Consider the following 14,707-nt stretch of genomic DNA (forward strand, 5'->3'; position numbering starts at 1 on the left):
GTGCTGACCATGCCGCAACGGGAACTCGTCGTCAAGGTCAGTGCCGACATCCACCAGTACCAGCAGGCGATGACGCTTGCCGCGTCGTCGGCGCACGGTTTCCAGCAGGCGATCGGTGCCGCCGGCCAGTCCATGCAGGGCTTCCAGTCGGCGTCGTCGTCGGCCGGTTCGGCCGCTACCCACGTTGGGCAAGCTCAGCATCAGGCGGCGTCGCAGGTCAACTCTGCGAACAGCCAGATCGCGTCGTCGAACAACAATGCGGGCAACAGCTTCACTGCGTTCGCGAAGAAGGCCGTCGCGATCGTCGGCATCGGTGCTGCGATCAAGTCGACCGCCAAGGCCGGAATGGACTTCCAGTCGCAGTTGAACACCCTGGGCGCCGTGTCTGGTGCCAGTGCCACGCAGATGAAGAAGGTCGGCGATCAGGCGCGCGCTCTGGGCGCCGATATCGAGATCCCGGGTGCGTCTGCGGCGACTGCTGCCCAGGCGATGACGGAGCTGGCCAAGGGTGGCCTCAATGTCCAGCAGTCGATGGCTGCTGCGAAGGGCACCCTTCAGTTGGCTGCTGCTGCCCAGATCGATGGGGCTGAGGCTGCCGAGATCCAGGCCAAGGCGATCAACACGTTCGGTCTGGCTGGCAAGGACGCCGCGCACGTTGGCGATGTCCTGGCGAACACTGCCAACGCTGCTTCGGGTGAGATCACCGACTTCGCTGCGGCCCTTGCTCAGGGTGGCCTTGTCGCGCATTCGATGGGCATCTCGATCGATGACACGTCGACCGCTCTGGGTATCTTCGCGAATCAGGGGCTCGTCGGCTCTGATGCTGGTACGTCGCTGAAGACGATGCTCGTCAGCTTGCAGTCGCCGACGAAGCAGCAGGCCGCGGCTCTGGATCAGTTGGGCGTCAAGGCGTTCGATGCTCAGGGCAATTTCGTCGGCATGCGCACGATCACCGAGGAACTGGCGAACGCTCAGGCGACCCTGACGCAGGAGCAGTACGCCGCTGCTGCCTCGACCGCGTTCGGTACCGATGCTGTGCGTGCTGCGGTCGCTGTTGCTGCTGGTGGCACCGAGGCGTGGGACAACATGGCCGCCGCGGTCGGTAAGGCTGGCGGTGCTGCGGAGTTGGCGGGCGCTCAGACCAAGGGGCTGAAGGGTGCTTTCGGTCTGGTCGAGAACGCTGTGCAGGACGCTCAGATCGCGCTGATGGAGAAGCTGTCTCCGGCCCTCGAAGCTGGGACGCGGTCGCTTGCGGACATGGTGCCGGCGCTGGCTGATTCGCTGGTGCCTGCCCTGTCGACTGCGGGTCAGGCCGTGATCGGTATCGCGCAGTCGGCGCTGCCCCTGTTGGCGTCTGCTGCTACGGCGATCGGCCCGCTGTTCACTGCCGCCGCGGATGGTGTCGGCGCGATCATGCCGGTGCTGAACATCGTCGTCGGTGTCGTCGGTGCGGCTGCGAACCTGTTCGCGTCTCTCCCCGCCCCGGTTCATGCTGCGGTGCTGGCGATGCTACTGCTGCGTACGGTTCGTGGGCCGCTGAACTCTGTGGGTACGGCTGCGGCTGGGTTGCGCACTCAGTTGACGCTGATGGGCCGCCAGATCAGCTACCTGAAGTTCCAGGGCATGAATGCCGGGCTTGCGACGATGCGTGTTGGCCTGCGTGGTCTTGGCGTTGCTGCGGCTACTGCTGGCCGTGGGCTGATGGCTGCGTTCGGTGGGCCTGTTGGTCTGGCGATCATCGGTATCACGACGGCCCTGTCCATCTTCTCGTCGAACAGTGCCGAGGCTGCTCAGCGGACGCAGGAGTTCAACGATCGGTCGAAGGAACTGGCCGACACCCTGGAGAAGACGACGGGTGCGATCTCGTCTGACACGACGTCGAAGATCGTCTCCGACTTCGCGAACGTTGCGTCCGAGTTCGACAACGTAGGGATCAAGTCGGGTGACGCGGCTCAGGCGATCATCGACTACGGCAAAGGTGCTGCTGGTGCCAAGGCGAAGGTTGACGGGATCCGCGACTCGATCCTGAAGACGACCAACGTTGTCGACAATAGCGACATCAACAACGGCCAGGCCGCGATGGCGCTCGATGCCTACTCGACTGCGCTCGGAATGACCGGGATCACCTTCGATGATCTGAAGCGTGCGGCCCTGGGTGGCAATGATGCGATCGCTGCGATGGCGTCGAAGATCGCGGCTCAGGGTGGCGACTACGAAGCGGCTGCCCGGAAGATGCGGGACTACCGCGGCCAGGCTGAGTCTGCCGTTCCTGCCCTGCGTTCATTGAATGCCGAGCAGGACGTCGTGGCGGCTGGTCTGCATGTCCAGGCTGAGGCGTTCAAGACGGCCAAGGATGCTGCGACGGCTGCGGCTGGTGCGTACGGGTCGCAGCTCCAGCAGGCGATGCGGAATGCGTCAACGTCGGGTGCCTCGCTCGAAGAAGCGATGACGGCGCTGAACATCCCCGCCGAGCAGCAGGCCGCGATCATGGCTGCCCTCGCCCCGCAGCTGTCCGCTGTGGGTGACAAGGCGCACTACATGACGCCGGAAGCTCAGGCGGCGGCTCAGGCTCTCGGTGTCACTGGCGACAAGGCTGGCGAGACTGCCGGGAACCTTGATCGCTTGAAGGGTTCCGTTCCGACGTCGGCATTGCAGGCGTTGCACGGCGACGCTGATCACGTGGCGGGCTCTGTCGGTGGTGCGGCCACTGCGGTTGGTGATTGGGCGAAGGCTCTGGAGGATGCGAAGGAGCCGACGGGCGGCTTGTCGTCTGCTCTGGCCGAGGTGAAGGCTGCCGCGGACAACGTGACGACGGCTTCGGATCTGATGGCTGCCGCTGTTCTCCGGGCTGCTGGTGTGGATCTGACTGCCGAGCAGGCACAGCGCGAGAATGCTGCTGCCCTGCGAGGTATCACCGAGGGCATCTACGACAAGGCCCGCGCGTCTGCCGATGACCAGCTGGCCACCCGCGATCGGATCCAAGCCGAGAAGGACCTTGCGGAGGCGCAGAAGGACGGCCGGAAGACCGACGAGGACGGCAAGTACACCGAGACGCAGGAAGAGTACGACCGGCGGATCATCGACTCGAAGGACAAGGTTCGCGACGCCCGTCGCAAGGAGCAGGACGCACACCTGAAGAACGCGGCTGCTCAGACCGCCGACAAGGAGGCGTACGGGAAGGCCGCTCAGTCGGCGCTGGACATGGCGAACAAGTCGGGTCTGGCTGCTGCTGCTACGGGCTCGGTCAAGGATGCGTCGAAGGCCGCGCAGGTTGAGATCGGCAAGCAGCGCAAGGCGTTCATTGACGCTGCGGTGTCGGCAGGCGTGTCGGAGAAGGCTGCGGCGAAGCTGGCCGATCAGTACGGGCTGACCCCGAAGGCTGTCAAGACCGCGTTCGAGGCGCAGATCAGGGATGCCGAGAAGAATGGCACCCACCTGTTCCAGGTGTACGACAAGACGACTGGCACTTGGTCGGCGCAGTTCCTGACACGGGATGATGCTGCGGCGAAGCTCAAGGCTGGCGACGTCTTGAAGGCGTACGACAAGACCAAGGGCAAGTGGACCGGCAAGATCACCGCCGACAATGTTGATGCTCTGGACAAGATGGAGGCGACTCAGAAGAAGGTCGACTCCCTCAAGGGCAAAGAGGTGCAGATCACCTACAAGGGTGTGATCACCACCCCGGATCTGGCTGCCACGTCGGGGCTGAACAAGGCCCGGGCGAACGCGGCGGGTGGTTATCAGGTTGGTCCGGGTACTGGCACGTCGGATTCGATCCTGTCGTGGCTGTCCAATGGCGAGTACGTCGTCAATGCGAAGGCAACGGCGAAGAATCGGCCCCTACTGGAGCAGATCAACCGGGACACTCCGGCATTTGCGTCCGGTGGTTTCATGGGGAACTCCGGCAAGGAGATCCGCTACGGCATCACTGGTTCGTCTGCGGGTGCTCCGGACTTCGCGAAGATGCTGGCCGATGGTGCTCAGGGTATGGCGTCGGCGGTCGGTAAGAAGCTGACGGCCTCGATTCCACCGATTCCTGCCGCGAACTATTCGGGCGTGTCTCAGTGGCTTCCGTTGGCTCAGAAGGTATTCGCAGCCAAGGGTGCTCCGATGTCGGTGCTGCCGATCATGATGGAGCAGATGAAGCATGAGTCCGGGGGTAATCCTCGGGCCATCAACCTCTACGACATCAACGCCCAGCGCGGCACGCCTTCCAAGGGTCTGTTGCAGTTCATCGATCCGACGTTCCGTGCATATGCGGATCCTGGCTACAACACGAACATTTGGGATCCGGAGTCGCAGATCCGTGCGTTCCTGAACTATGTGCCGGCGCGCTACGGATCGTTCGACTACCTGACGCGCATCGGCAACGGTGCATATGCCGAGGGTGGCCCTGTCGCCGCTCCCGGAACCGGCACGTCTGACTCCGGGTTGGCTCGGGTGTCTAACGGCGAGTTCATCGTCAATGCCCGGTCAGCGTCGAAGAACTACGGCCTGCTGCATGCGATCAACTCCGGGATGCCTGGGTTCGCGTCCGGTGGTCTGGTTGGCGCTTCGGCGTTGGCGGGTATCGGTGCCCGGAACTTCGGCGAGCGCGAGAGCGTCACTGTTCAGGCGTTGCAGGATCTCGCGGCTTCGGTGCGGGATCTCCGGGCGTCGGCGAACACGCTGGCGGCGAGTGCGCGGGAGTCGGCTACGGCTGCTCGTCGTGTCGCTGCGGATCAGGCGTCGAAGGTTCGGGAGACGGCCAAGTCAGGTGCGGGCAAGGTGTCTGCGGCCGAGAACAAGCTGGACGAAGCCCGGAAGCGTTCGGCGAAGACGGCGGGTCAGCAGGCGGCGAAGGCTACGGCAATCGCTCGGGCTGAGGCTGCGTTGGCGAAGGCGCGGACTGCTGCGGCTGATGCGAACACGAAGGCCGAGGCGTCGTCGAAGAAGGCCACTGCTAGCGCGAATGCGAAGGCGGCGGCTGATGCGAAGGCTGCTACCACGGCCAAGCAACGCGCGGATGCCGAGTCGCAGAACGTCAAGGCGACGGCGAAGTTGCAGGGCGCGTTGCGGTCTAGCGCGCTGCACTACGACCAGGTGACGGCGGCGCTGTCGAAGGCCAACGAGAAGTTGGTGGACCTGCGGGCCAAGGTGTCCGACGTCGTGTCTGACGCCCGGTCGAAGGCGCTCGGGCTGAACGGCGGCATCCTCGGGGATTCGTCGTCCACGGCGAAGATCACGGCGGACGCGATCCAGAAGGCGTTGCGGGGCGACATTGCCCAGCAGAACGCTTTCACGAAGACGCAGCAGAAGGCTCTGAAGTTGGGGCTGTCTGCGTCGCTGGTCGACTCCCTGTCGGACGTCGGTGGGCGTGGTGGCGATGTGCTGTCGGCGATCGTTGCCGGTGGCTCAGGCAAGGCCAAGTCCATCCAGGCGCTCTACTCGCAGCTGTCGGCTGCGGGTGCTCGTTCGGGCAACGTCCGGGCGAACGCACTGTTCGGCGGCCAGATCAGCCAGACGTCGGCGCAGATCCGTTCGTTGCAGATCGACAAGGCGGGGACGGAGGCGGCGTTGAGGTACGGCGCTCAGGTCACGGCCAAGGCGATCCGCGATGGGCTGCACGGCACGGAGATGACACTCCGGGCCGGAACCCATGCGTTCGATGTGGTGGTTGATATGCGGATGAAGGCAGCAGCAGCAGCCACGAAGGCGGCTGCGACAGGGAGGCGACGATGATCCTGTCAGCTGCTCAGTCCGCCACCGATTACCCGTCGGTGGATCTGTTGGTGGATGCGCTCCCCGCCGGCACAGCAACGGTCACGATCTACCGGTCTTATCAGGGCACTCGCTCTGTGATCCGGCAGGCCAATGCTGCGCCGACGATGGGCGCTTCTTCTCGTCCGTACATCGATGCGGAGCCGCCGTTGTCGCAGGCGATCACGTATAGCGCGTATGCGACTTCGGCGGCTGGTGCGCAGTTGGATGTTGCGCAGGCTGCTCCGGTGACGGTGGTGTCGGATCAGGCGTGGATCTCGGATCCGTTGGCGCCGGGTCGGGCTACTCCGGTCATTCCGATCAACGAATCGATGGAAGAGATCGAGCATGTCACGCCGGGGACGATCTCGGATGTGATCGATTCGGCGCTTCCGATCGCAAGTATGGGCACGACGCAGACCGGCAATTTCCAGTTGGTGTTGATGGCTCCGACGGCGATGATCTCGGGGAAGTACCGGCTGGTGTTGCAGTACGCGAACCCGTTCCTGTTGCGGATTCCGCCGAGTTGGAACTACGACCTTCCGTCGTTGGCGTACCTGGCACACACCGGGTACGTCACGAAGAAGGCGTCGGCGGTGCTGGGTGAGCGCGACTATCTCTCCCTGTCCGTGACCGCAGTGCAGCCTCCCCCGTCGCCGGTTGTGTTGCCTGCCAGGACGTACGGCGACGTGCGCGATGAGGCCACGACCTACGGCGGGCTGGCGTCCCTGTGGCCGTCGTACCTTGATCTCCTGAGGGGCTGACGGTGCAGACTTCGCGGCCGGACCTGCTACAGGGTTCGGGCCGGCCAGTGGTTACCGCCAACGCGTGGCGTGGTGGTCGGTGTGTGGCTCGGGGTTTGCAGATCACTGACGGCTCGTTGAAGATCACGGCAGGCCAGTCGGTCCGCTCGGCTCTATCGCTGACGATCGTTGATCCGACGGGGAATCTGCGGCCGACGGCTGATGGTCCGCTGTCTCCGTACGGCTCGGAGATCGAGCTGCGGGGCGGATCTGCCCAGGGCACGGTTCCGCTCGGCTGGTATCGGATCGGTTCGGCTGATCCGACCGAGGGTTACCGGGTGTACGAGTCGCCTATCGACGGCGCGGTCACGTACGTATCGACGGGCGTCACGGTCACACTGTCCGGTTCGGATCGCGCCGAGAAGGTGCGGCTTGATCTGCTGGTGAACGGCGAGCAGCCGTCGAAGCCAACGGTTCTCGCTGAGATTGCCCGCCTGTTGCAGGGTGTCGTTCCGTGGCAGGCGCCGTCGATCGCTGACAAGTCGCTGACGGCAACAGCTGTCACGTACGACTCGGACCGGTTGAAGGCGTGCACGGATCTCGCGGCGCTGTTGGCGTGTGACTTGATCTTCACGCCGACGGGTGCCGCGACGTTGGTTCGTAAGGTGCCGCCGCTGGTGTCGGTGTGGGATCTGCCGCGCGGGTCGTCGTCGGTGATCGGTTCGATCCAGACGTCGATGTCGTCGGACGATGTGCACAACGCAGTGTTTGCGAAGGCCACGTCAACCGACTTCGCGGGGAACGTCACGCCGCTGATCGGCAAGGCGTACGACCGGACGGCGGGCATTGCGTGGGGCGGCCCGTTCGGTCGGGTGCCTTTGGTCATCGACGCGGATCTTGCCACCACTCAGGCGGACGTCGACAAGGCCGCCGCTGACGAGTTGGCGATGGAGCAGCGGTCTCGGTGGCTGATCGTCACCGTCCAGTGTGTCTGCAACTTCGCGCTGGAGGTCGGCGATGTGGTGTCGATTCCGATGCCGAAGCGTCGCGTGCTGGGTCAGGTCACGTCGGCTGACTGGCCACTCACTCAGGGTCCGATGACGATCACCGTCGCGGTGGATCCGTTCGTCTGGGAGAACGCGCAATGAGCAACCCCCTGGCCGATCTCCTGGCCGCTGGTCGTCAGGACGAGCGGAACACCGCCGCGGGTCCGCAACAGATCGATCTCGGCGTTGTCACTCAGGCGTCGCCGCTGCTGGTCCGTTGCGCTGGCTTCGATGAGCAGGTCATCGCGTTGGACGGCAAGACGTTCGCGCTGGGCGATTCGGTTCTGCTGGCACGGTTCCGCGGCGTCGCGTACGTGCTGGGCAAGGCTGGTGTCGGTTCTGCTCCGTCCGCGCCGTCGCCCGATCCGTTGTCGGGTTCGGATCAGTTCGCGGCTGTCGAGACGTTCTCGTGGCGGTCGGGTTACCCGTTCGCGTATCAGCAGGACGTGCGGCAGGGCGAGGGCGGCGTCTCGGGCGCGTGGACTGGCGCGTGGTTCTACCAGGGCGGGCCGGGTGCATCGCTTGCTGGGGTGACTGTTTCCTCGGCGTCTGTCCGTGTTGCTCGCGGCTCGGGTGGCACGCCGGGACCACAAGCGGCGCACCTGTTCCTGTCGTCGTCTGGGATCTGGCCGACTCCTGGTCAGTCCGCTCCGACAACTGTCGGCACATCGGTTGACGTGATCCTGCTGCCGGGTGAGTTCAAGGACGCTGCAATTCCGTCGGCGTGGGCTCAGTCGATCGTCGACACAAACGCCGGACTGATGGTGTCCGGTACTTCACCGCAAGTGTTTCTCGCCGGTCGGGACTCTGATCCTGAGTCCGGCCTACTCCAAATCAACTGGGAGCGCGCATGAGTCAGACCACTGGCACCGGTAAGCGGGTGCCGACGATCTCCGATGACCCGGACGTTCCCCGCGACATGCTGGCTTTGGCAACGGACATTGACCCGGACCTGGTGCAGCAGTTCGCTACCACCACGGAGCGGGATGCAGCGTTCTCGCTGGTCGCATTCAAGCTGTGTTTCGTCGGCGACGTGCTCTACCGCCGCCGCGGATCGTCCTGGTACGAGGTCCGCGACGCCGGACAGGAAGCAACATATCTGCACCAGGCGGCCAACGGAGTGAGCATCGGCAGTGGCGGCGGGACATTGGGCTACATCACAACACTCGCGGTCCCGGCCGTGTCCTGGCGTCGGGTGGTGACGGTGACCGCGCGAGCCTACTTCTCCAGTGTGGCAACGAATGCCGATCTCGTGCTCCGGACCGAGACGACGGAGTTGTACCGGGCAAAGGCCGACACCGGCAACTCGGCCATCATCACGTACAGCGCCTATCACGAGGCAGGCGAACTCACCCGGTACAACGCGGTGATCACCAGCCCCGGCACCTGCGTCGCCACCAGTGATGGCCGGTATGCGGGCATGGACATCGTCGCTGTTCCCGCGGCGACATGAACGCCGGCGAGTGGATCGCTGCGGTTCTCCTGATCCTGGGAGCAATCGGCGGCGCAGTGAAATACCTGAGCACCCGACGCGACGCCCGCTACGACCAACTCCAAGAGGACGTCGGGATCCTGCGCTCCGAGATCAAAGACCTACGCACGGAAGTCAAAGACCTCCGCGCCGACCGAGGTGCGCTCTACAACTACGCATCCGAGTTGCGCGGTCACATCTTCGACCAGAAGCCGCCACCCCCACCCCCTTGGCCACACGGCCTCGGCTGACCCATCCAGCGCAGTAACACCCGGGCCGAACGGTCCTAACTGAAAGCTGAGTAAGTCAATGAACTTGCAGGAACTCGCAGCACGCGGACCGATCGCAGTCGGCAGCAAGATCGATCAGTACCTCGCACGGATGGATGCCGACACCCGCGCGCTCGCATCGAAGTTACTGATGGACAAGGCATACAGCGCACCGGAAGTTGCCGAAGCATTGACCGGTTCCGACTATCCCGTCGGCCGATCGGCCGTCGGGGACTGGCGCAGGGCACACAAGGTCGGCCAGTGAATCTCGAAGACCTCGCACGCCGGGGTCCGACAGTTGCAACTGGGATGCCGCGCAAGGAGTTCGCGCCAAGCTTCCAAGCCGTCGGCCCGGACTCCTACGAACTACTCACGCTGACCGAGGACGCCACGGCGGCGATCGAAGAACTGCGGCTGCTGGGCGTCACCGTGCCCGAGGGATTCGTCCCCAGGCTCGTTGAAGCTAAGCACGACCCGGCGGCGTGGCACCGTGACGAAGCGTTCACCAACGGCAAGAGGACTCCGGCCGTTACGCGCGGGATCGTTCGGCGACGGTGGCTGTTCGACTTCGCAGCGATGCCCGCACAGGACGTGAAGCGCCTTGTCGACTGGGTAATGGAACGCAAGCCTGCCGCGACAATCAAGGACCCCGACGTCGACTCTGCCGTGGCTGTCCCGTCCGACTGGCAGCTCGGCAAGGTCGACTCTCGCGGCGGCACCAAAGAAACGATCAACCGCGTCATGGACGGCATCGATCAGGCCGTCGACCTCTTCCGATCCATGAAGCCCAAGCGAATCCGCGTGTTCGATCCAGGCGACATCCTGGAGAACTTCGACAACACGCCAGGCCAGTCGTTCACCAACGATCTGTCGCTACCCGAACAGGTAGACCTGGCTGCCACGCTGACCACGCGCATGCTGAAGTCGTTCGCGGAAGTGGCGCCCACCGATTACTACGCGGTGCCCTCGAATCACTGCCAATGGCGGCGCGGTGGCAAGGCCGCGGGTAAGCCTGCGGACGACTGGGGTATCAACAACGCCCGGCAGCTCGCTCGCGTGTTTGGTGAGGCAGGACGTGATGACATCACGATCACGATCCCCGAGCCATTCCGAGAGTCGCTGGTTGTTGACATCGACGGTCTGCCAATCGGTATGGCTCACGGGCACCAGGCCAACAACCCGGACAAGCTAGTCGACTGGTGGCGCGGTCAGACGTTCGGCAATCAGCCGATGGCGGCTGCACGGCTGGCGATCTTCGGGCACTACCACTCCTGGCGATTGCAGGAGGTCGGCGACTCGAAACATCTGCTGGTTGCGAAGACCAGCGATAGTGGATCGTCGTGGTTCACCAACCTGAAGGGCGAGGATTCATCCCCCGGCATGGTGACGTTCACCGTTACCGATGGCCGATGGAACCACCTGCAAGTTGTGGGGGGCGTGTGATGAAGACCTGTTCAATCGAGGATTGCGAGCGGTCGGCATGGGCGCGCGGATGGTGCGCGAAGCACTACCAACGTTGGCGCTCGAACGGAGATCCGACCGTGGCTCAAGTGCGCACCCGGGCCATATGTGATCAGCCCGACTGTGACGATCCGACCATCGGCCGACAGATGTGCCGCAAGCACTACCTTCGGTGGTACAAGTACGGCGACCCAACCGCTCTGCATAAGGGTGGTGCATCCGGCCAGGACCACTACCTTTGGGCTGGCGCGGCTGTCGGATACCGCGCACTACATAATCGACTCGCCGTCGCCCGGGGCAAGGCGTCGAGCTATCAATGCGCCCACTGCGCCGCGCCGGCAGTCGAGTGGGCGTACGACCACCGCGATCCGAACGTATTGACTAGCGACCGCGGCCTGCCGTACAGCACTGATCTTGATCACTATCACCCATTGTGTCATGGCTGCCATGTCCGACTGGACAAGTCTGGCGCTCACCTGATCGGAGCCTCCTGATGCGTGTCTACATCTCCGGCCCGATGACCGGAATACCTGGTCTCAACTTCACGGCATTCAATGACGCAGAAGTCAGGCTCAAAGCTGCTGGCTACGGCGTATCGAACCCTGCAGCCAAGGGCGAGATCGACGGCTTCACGTGGTCAGACTATCTGCGGGTTGACCTCCGCGAACTGACCACGTGCGGCGGCATCTACCTGTTGCCCGGCTGGGAGAACTCCAAGGGTGCGTGCCTGGAATACCACGTCGCCAAGGAACTTGGACTGACGGAGGTTCGCCTGTGACCGCAAAGGAAGTGCGGGTCACATCCGAGACGGGCGGCCAGAAGGGGACCAAGCTCGCACGCTACGACCTGATCCCCAGCGAGGCATTGCGCACTGTAGCCGAGTTGTACGGCAAGGGCGCCGAGAAGTACGACGATCACAACTGGGCCAAGGGCTATGACTGGTCACTCTCCTTCGCCGCACTCCAACGCCACGCCTGGCAATTCTGGGCCGGCGAGAACAACGACGAAGAGACTGGCCTGCCACACATGGCATCCGTCGCCTTCCATGCCCTCGCACTGATCACGTTCATGACCGAGCACCCCGAGTACGACAACCGGCCCGGCACTGGCTGAACCGTACCGATTCCGGTACGGAGTCGGCGTACGGCGACATTCCACATTGCCGCCGTACGGCGCATTGCATACCTGCGACCTGACGGAATGCATACCTCCCACACAAGCGAGGCACCGATGACTCACCCAATCCCCGGCGGATTACCAGCAACTCCGATCCCTTCGACGCTGGCGAAACCTCAGCCGCCCGTACTCAATCCGCCGCCGAACCTAGCGATCATCACGCTCATGGTTGAGCTGAATCGCCTGGAGGCCAAGCACAACGAGGCCCTGCGACTCATGCACTGGCACGACAAGTTGCGCCACTACCAGTGCTCCATCATGGATCAGCTGTCCGGTGAGCGGCGAGAGATCGAGCAGGCAATCAACGCGATCAAGAGGGCGATATGAGTGAGCAACGAACCGAGATGACACGCGATCAGATCACGTTCGACTGGGCGATCTTGCGGGCCGCCACCATGTTCCGCACCGCTGAGACCGAGACGGACCGCGAGCTGATGCGCCTGTTCATGGAGCTGGGCGGCTACTTCGTTGGCCTCGCTGACACTTTGAAGGAGAGCTAGATGACCGAACCCCGCCCCGATTCCGAAGAGCCGCAGGACGGCCACGCCCAGTACCTCCCGCAGGCCGACTGGGACGCAGTCAACGCGACTGCCGACGCCCTCGACAACCCCGAGGTCGACACCGACCAGGACGACCCGGATGCGCCGGAGGTCGATGTGGAGGTGATCCCCGATGGCGGGTGATCTGGACGCCTACACCAGTTGGTCTCCGTCGCCGAACTTCTCCAGCCGCACCAGGTCTGACGATGCGGCGATCGTGCACACCGTGGAATCCGACCTGCGGGACTCGTTGGCCGTGTCGCTCGCCGGCCCGGACTGGTTCGGTTCGACCAAGGCCGGGACGTCGCCACACGCGATCGTCGGTCCGGTGTCCCGGGTCGGCACCGTGCTCCGGAAGTTCAAGTCGTGGGCTGTCGGCTCCCCCGGCAACAACATCACCTACAACATCGAGCAGACCGGGCGTGCTGCGTTCACCCGCGCACAGTGGTTGACCACCGAAGGTCTCGCGCAGATCAGCAACGTCGCGCTAGTCATCGCCGACTGGGCGAAGGCCAAGGGCGCCACCAAGCCTCCAACCCGCGGCACCCGCGACGAACTCCGCCGGTACGCGAACGGGGAGAACGTCGGTCTGCGCTACTACGGCCACGTCGACGTCACCGACACCCTCGGCGGCACCACACACACCGACCCCGGCGACCAGTACCCGTACGACGTTCTGCAAGCCCAGATCAACCTGCATTTCGGCATCGGGCCGACACCGACACCAGTCCAGGAGGACGACATGCCACTGAACGCCGCCGACAAGGCGTGGATCCAGACCGCGATCACCAACACCATCCGCAAGGAAGCTGGTCCGGCCGTGTGGAGGACGAAGCTCAAGGGCGGGTTCCTGAACGCAGGTGCCGGTGCCGCACTGGCTGACGTGTTCACCCAGGTCCGCAAGCTCCGAGGTCAGGGCAAGTGAACGGCGACACGATCCCGTCGCTGATCAGGACCTGGGTCCCGCTGGCCGTGGCTTGGCTGGTCGGATTCCTTGCGTCACTGGGGATCCAGGTCGACTCCGGTACACAGGCGGCTCTTGCGTCTGCGATCGGCGCCATCGTCGCGGGGGCCTACTACGCCGCCGTCCGTTGGGCCGAGCAGCGCTGGCCGTGGGTCGGCAGGTTCCTGGGCTCCACGAAGCAGCCGGTCTACGCAGACATGCACATTGCCCGCGTGAAGGGAGATCCGAATGGCCCTGCCAGCTGACCTACTCGCAGCGCACGTCACCGGCCGGGTGGTCGACGGAACGACTGGCGCAGTCATCCCGATCATCGTGGAGTTCGTCCCGAACTTCACCGTCCTCAACGACCTGCCCGGCGGAACCGACCCTAGCGACACTGGCTCCATCGTCGTCGGATTCCCGACGCTGATCTCCGTCGACAACTCGACCGACCACACGAACACCGGCGGCATCTGGGACTACGCAGCAGATGCCGCGGACGGAACCTTCAACGTCACGCTTCTGGGCTACTCGGACGGCGTGAACGGTAAGGGCTACACGTACACCGTCACCGTGAAGCGCAAGTCCGACGGCACACAGCTCTTGTCCCCGTGGAATTTCAAGATCCAGGCGGGCGCAACCGTTGACCTGTCCGCGATGGCACCCGTTGCAGCTTCGGGCGGCTCGTCCGTCTCCGTCGTCAACGTCGGCGGAAGTGGTGGCGGCGGCACTGGGGCATGGGCTGACATCACCGGCAAGCCCGCATTCATCGCTGCGGGATCCACCGCCGCGGCTGCACGTACCGCGATCGGTGCCACGGACCTCGTGCTAGGTACCAGTGCGACAACGGCGAAGGCTGGCAACGCGCACGACGCATGGTCGGACATCACGAGCAAGCCTGCCGTCATTGCTGCCGGTGCGGATCAGGCCGCAGCACGTGCCGCCATCGCCGCCGGGACTTCCAGCCTGGTCACTGGCACGACTGCCGGAACTGCTGCGGCGGGCAACGATTCGCGACTGTCGGATGCTCGGGTGCCGCTCTCGCACACTCACGTCCCCACCGACATCACCGGATCCGGGACCGTCGGCCGCGCCGTCCTGGCCACCAGCACCGAGGGTGCTGCCCGTACTGCCGTGGGCATGTCGGCTCTCGGTTCATCCCTCGTGACCGCCGCCGATCAGGCCGCGATGAAGTCGATCATCGGCGTGACCGACGGAGCCGATGGTGCACCGGGTGTCGGTGTCCTCGTTCTCGGTCCGTCCGACGCAGTCCCTGGCGGCACTGCTGCCAATACCGTCATCGTTCGAAAGGTCTCCTGA

Annotated in this window: 16 protein-coding genes; all 16 read left to right on the plus strand. The window is 64.3% G+C overall.

Annotation, left to right across the window (positions count from 1 at the left end; all coding sequences use genetic code 11):
- Positions 1 to 9 precede the first annotated feature (9 nt).
- The 16 genes from K340_RS33680 to K340_RS36365 all read left to right on the plus strand — a co-directional run bounded on the left by K340_RS33680 (position 10) and on the right by K340_RS36365 (position 14,707).
- Positions 10 to 5,721 carry a phage tail tape measure protein gene (locus K340_RS33680; protein WP_154673996.1) on the plus strand — a complete coding sequence of 1,904 codons (5,712 nt, stop codon included), beginning with the start codon at positions 10 to 12 and terminating at the stop codon, positions 5,719 to 5,721.
- Between the two features lie 38 nt (positions 5,722 to 5,759).
- On the plus strand, positions 5,760 to 6,503 hold the full coding sequence (locus K340_RS0100950; protein ID WP_154673997.1) for a hypothetical protein: 744 nt from the start codon (positions 5,760 to 5,762) through the stop codon (positions 6,501 to 6,503).
- 116 nt (positions 6,504 to 6,619) lie between these two features.
- The gene (locus tag K340_RS0100955) at positions 6,620 to 7,630 is read left to right on the plus strand and encodes a hypothetical protein (RefSeq protein WP_154673998.1); all 1,011 of its coding nucleotides are present in this window, start codon (positions 6,620 to 6,622) and stop codon (positions 7,628 to 7,630) included.
- Positions 7,627 to 8,382 carry a hypothetical protein gene (locus K340_RS0100960; RefSeq protein WP_029135332.1) on the plus strand — a complete coding sequence of 252 codons (756 nt, stop codon included), beginning with the start codon at positions 7,627 to 7,629 and terminating at the stop codon, positions 8,380 to 8,382. The genes K340_RS0100955 and K340_RS0100960 overlap by 4 nt, the downstream gene beginning before the upstream one ends.
- Positions 8,379 to 8,981: a hypothetical protein gene (locus K340_RS0100965; RefSeq protein ID WP_029135333.1), complete on the plus strand. Its 603-nt coding sequence runs from the start codon at positions 8,379 to 8,381 to the stop codon at positions 8,979 to 8,981. The genes K340_RS0100960 and K340_RS0100965 overlap by 4 nt, the downstream gene beginning before the upstream one ends.
- On the plus strand, positions 8,978 to 9,250 hold the full coding sequence (locus K340_RS26545) for a hypothetical protein (RefSeq protein WP_037362153.1): 273 nt from the start codon (positions 8,978 to 8,980) through the stop codon (positions 9,248 to 9,250). Before K340_RS0100965 ends, K340_RS26545 begins: the two co-directional genes overlap by 4 nt.
- A gap of 130 nt (positions 9,251 to 9,380) precedes the next feature.
- Positions 9,381 to 9,533: a hypothetical protein gene (locus K340_RS0100975; protein WP_154673999.1), complete on the plus strand. Its 153-nt coding sequence runs from the start codon at positions 9,381 to 9,383 to the stop codon at positions 9,531 to 9,533.
- Positions 9,530 to 10,711 carry a hypothetical protein gene (locus K340_RS0100980; RefSeq protein ID WP_154674000.1) on the plus strand — a complete coding sequence of 394 codons (1,182 nt, stop codon included), beginning with the start codon at positions 9,530 to 9,532 and terminating at the stop codon, positions 10,709 to 10,711. Before K340_RS0100975 ends, K340_RS0100980 begins: the two co-directional genes overlap by 4 nt.
- A gap of 511 nt (positions 10,712 to 11,222) precedes the next feature.
- Positions 11,223 to 11,507, plus strand: a complete 285-nt coding sequence (locus K340_RS0100990; protein WP_084613906.1) for a DUF4406 domain-containing protein — start codon at positions 11,223 to 11,225, stop codon at positions 11,505 to 11,507.
- Positions 11,504 to 11,842, plus strand: a complete 339-nt coding sequence (locus K340_RS26555) for a dATP/dGTP diphosphohydrolase domain-containing protein (RefSeq protein ID WP_051264719.1) — start codon at positions 11,504 to 11,506, stop codon at positions 11,840 to 11,842. Before K340_RS0100990 ends, K340_RS26555 begins: the two co-directional genes overlap by 4 nt.
- Positions 11,843 to 11,959: 117 nt before the next feature.
- Complete coding sequence (locus K340_RS35595) at positions 11,960 to 12,232, plus strand: hypothetical protein (protein ID WP_154674001.1); 273 nt, start codon at positions 11,960 to 11,962, stop codon at positions 12,230 to 12,232.
- A gap of 17 nt (positions 12,233 to 12,249) precedes the next feature.
- Positions 12,250 to 12,405, plus strand: coding sequence for a hypothetical protein (locus K340_RS35600; RefSeq protein ID WP_211229198.1), 156 nt, complete (start codon positions 12,250 to 12,252; stop codon positions 12,403 to 12,405).
- Positions 12,406 to 12,588, plus strand: coding sequence for a hypothetical protein (locus K340_RS0101010; protein ID WP_029135337.1), 183 nt, complete (start codon positions 12,406 to 12,408; stop codon positions 12,586 to 12,588). It abuts the gene before it with no gap.
- Positions 12,578 to 13,369, plus strand: a complete 792-nt coding sequence (locus tag K340_RS0101015) for a hypothetical protein (protein WP_029135338.1) — start codon at positions 12,578 to 12,580, stop codon at positions 13,367 to 13,369. Before K340_RS0101010 ends, K340_RS0101015 begins: the two co-directional genes overlap by 11 nt.
- Positions 13,366 to 13,653 carry a hypothetical protein gene (locus K340_RS0101020; RefSeq protein WP_029135339.1) on the plus strand — a complete coding sequence of 96 codons (288 nt, stop codon included), beginning with the start codon at positions 13,366 to 13,368 and terminating at the stop codon, positions 13,651 to 13,653. The genes K340_RS0101015 and K340_RS0101020 overlap by 4 nt, the downstream gene beginning before the upstream one ends.
- Complete coding sequence (locus tag K340_RS36365; protein ID WP_051264721.1) at positions 13,637 to 14,707, plus strand: hypothetical protein; 1,071 nt, start codon at positions 13,637 to 13,639, stop codon at positions 14,705 to 14,707. Before K340_RS0101020 ends, K340_RS36365 begins: the two co-directional genes overlap by 17 nt.

The sequence above is a fragment of the Nakamurella lactea DSM 19367 genome (assembly GCF_000426645.1).
GTDB lineage: Bacteria > Actinomycetota > Actinomycetes > Mycobacteriales > Nakamurellaceae > Nakamurella > Nakamurella lactea.

Bases quoted from the DNA above. Each gene is read 5' to 3' on its own strand.
- K340_RS33680 (WP_154673996.1), top strand. From the start codon at position 10: ATGCCGCAACGGGAACTCGTCGTCAAGGTCAGTGCCGACATCCACCAG.
- K340_RS0100960 (WP_029135332.1), top strand. From the start codon at position 7,627: ATGAGCAACCCCCTGGCCGATCTCCTGGCCGCTGGTCGTCAGGACGAG.
- K340_RS0100965 (WP_029135333.1), top strand. From the start codon at position 8,379: ATGAGTCAGACCACTGGCACCGGTAAGCGGGTGCCGACGATCTCCGAT.
- K340_RS26545 (WP_037362153.1), top strand. From the start codon at position 8,978: ATGAACGCCGGCGAGTGGATCGCTGCGGTTCTCCTGATCCTGGGAGCA.
- K340_RS0100975 (WP_154673999.1), top strand. From the start codon at position 9,381: ATGGATGCCGACACCCGCGCGCTCGCATCGAAGTTACTGATGGACAAG.
- K340_RS0100990 (WP_084613906.1), top strand. From the start codon at position 11,223: ATGCGTGTCTACATCTCCGGCCCGATGACCGGAATACCTGGTCTCAAC.
- K340_RS35595 (WP_154674001.1), top strand. From the start codon at position 11,960: ATGACTCACCCAATCCCCGGCGGATTACCAGCAACTCCGATCCCTTCG.
- K340_RS35600 (WP_211229198.1), top strand. From the start codon at position 12,250: ATGACACGCGATCAGATCACGTTCGACTGGGCGATCTTGCGGGCCGCC.
- K340_RS0101010 (WP_029135337.1), top strand. From the start codon at position 12,406: ATGACCGAACCCCGCCCCGATTCCGAAGAGCCGCAGGACGGCCACGCC.
- K340_RS0101015 (WP_029135338.1), top strand. From the start codon at position 12,578: ATGGCGGGTGATCTGGACGCCTACACCAGTTGGTCTCCGTCGCCGAAC.
- K340_RS36365 (WP_051264721.1), top strand. From the start codon at position 13,637: ATGGCCCTGCCAGCTGACCTACTCGCAGCGCACGTCACCGGCCGGGTG.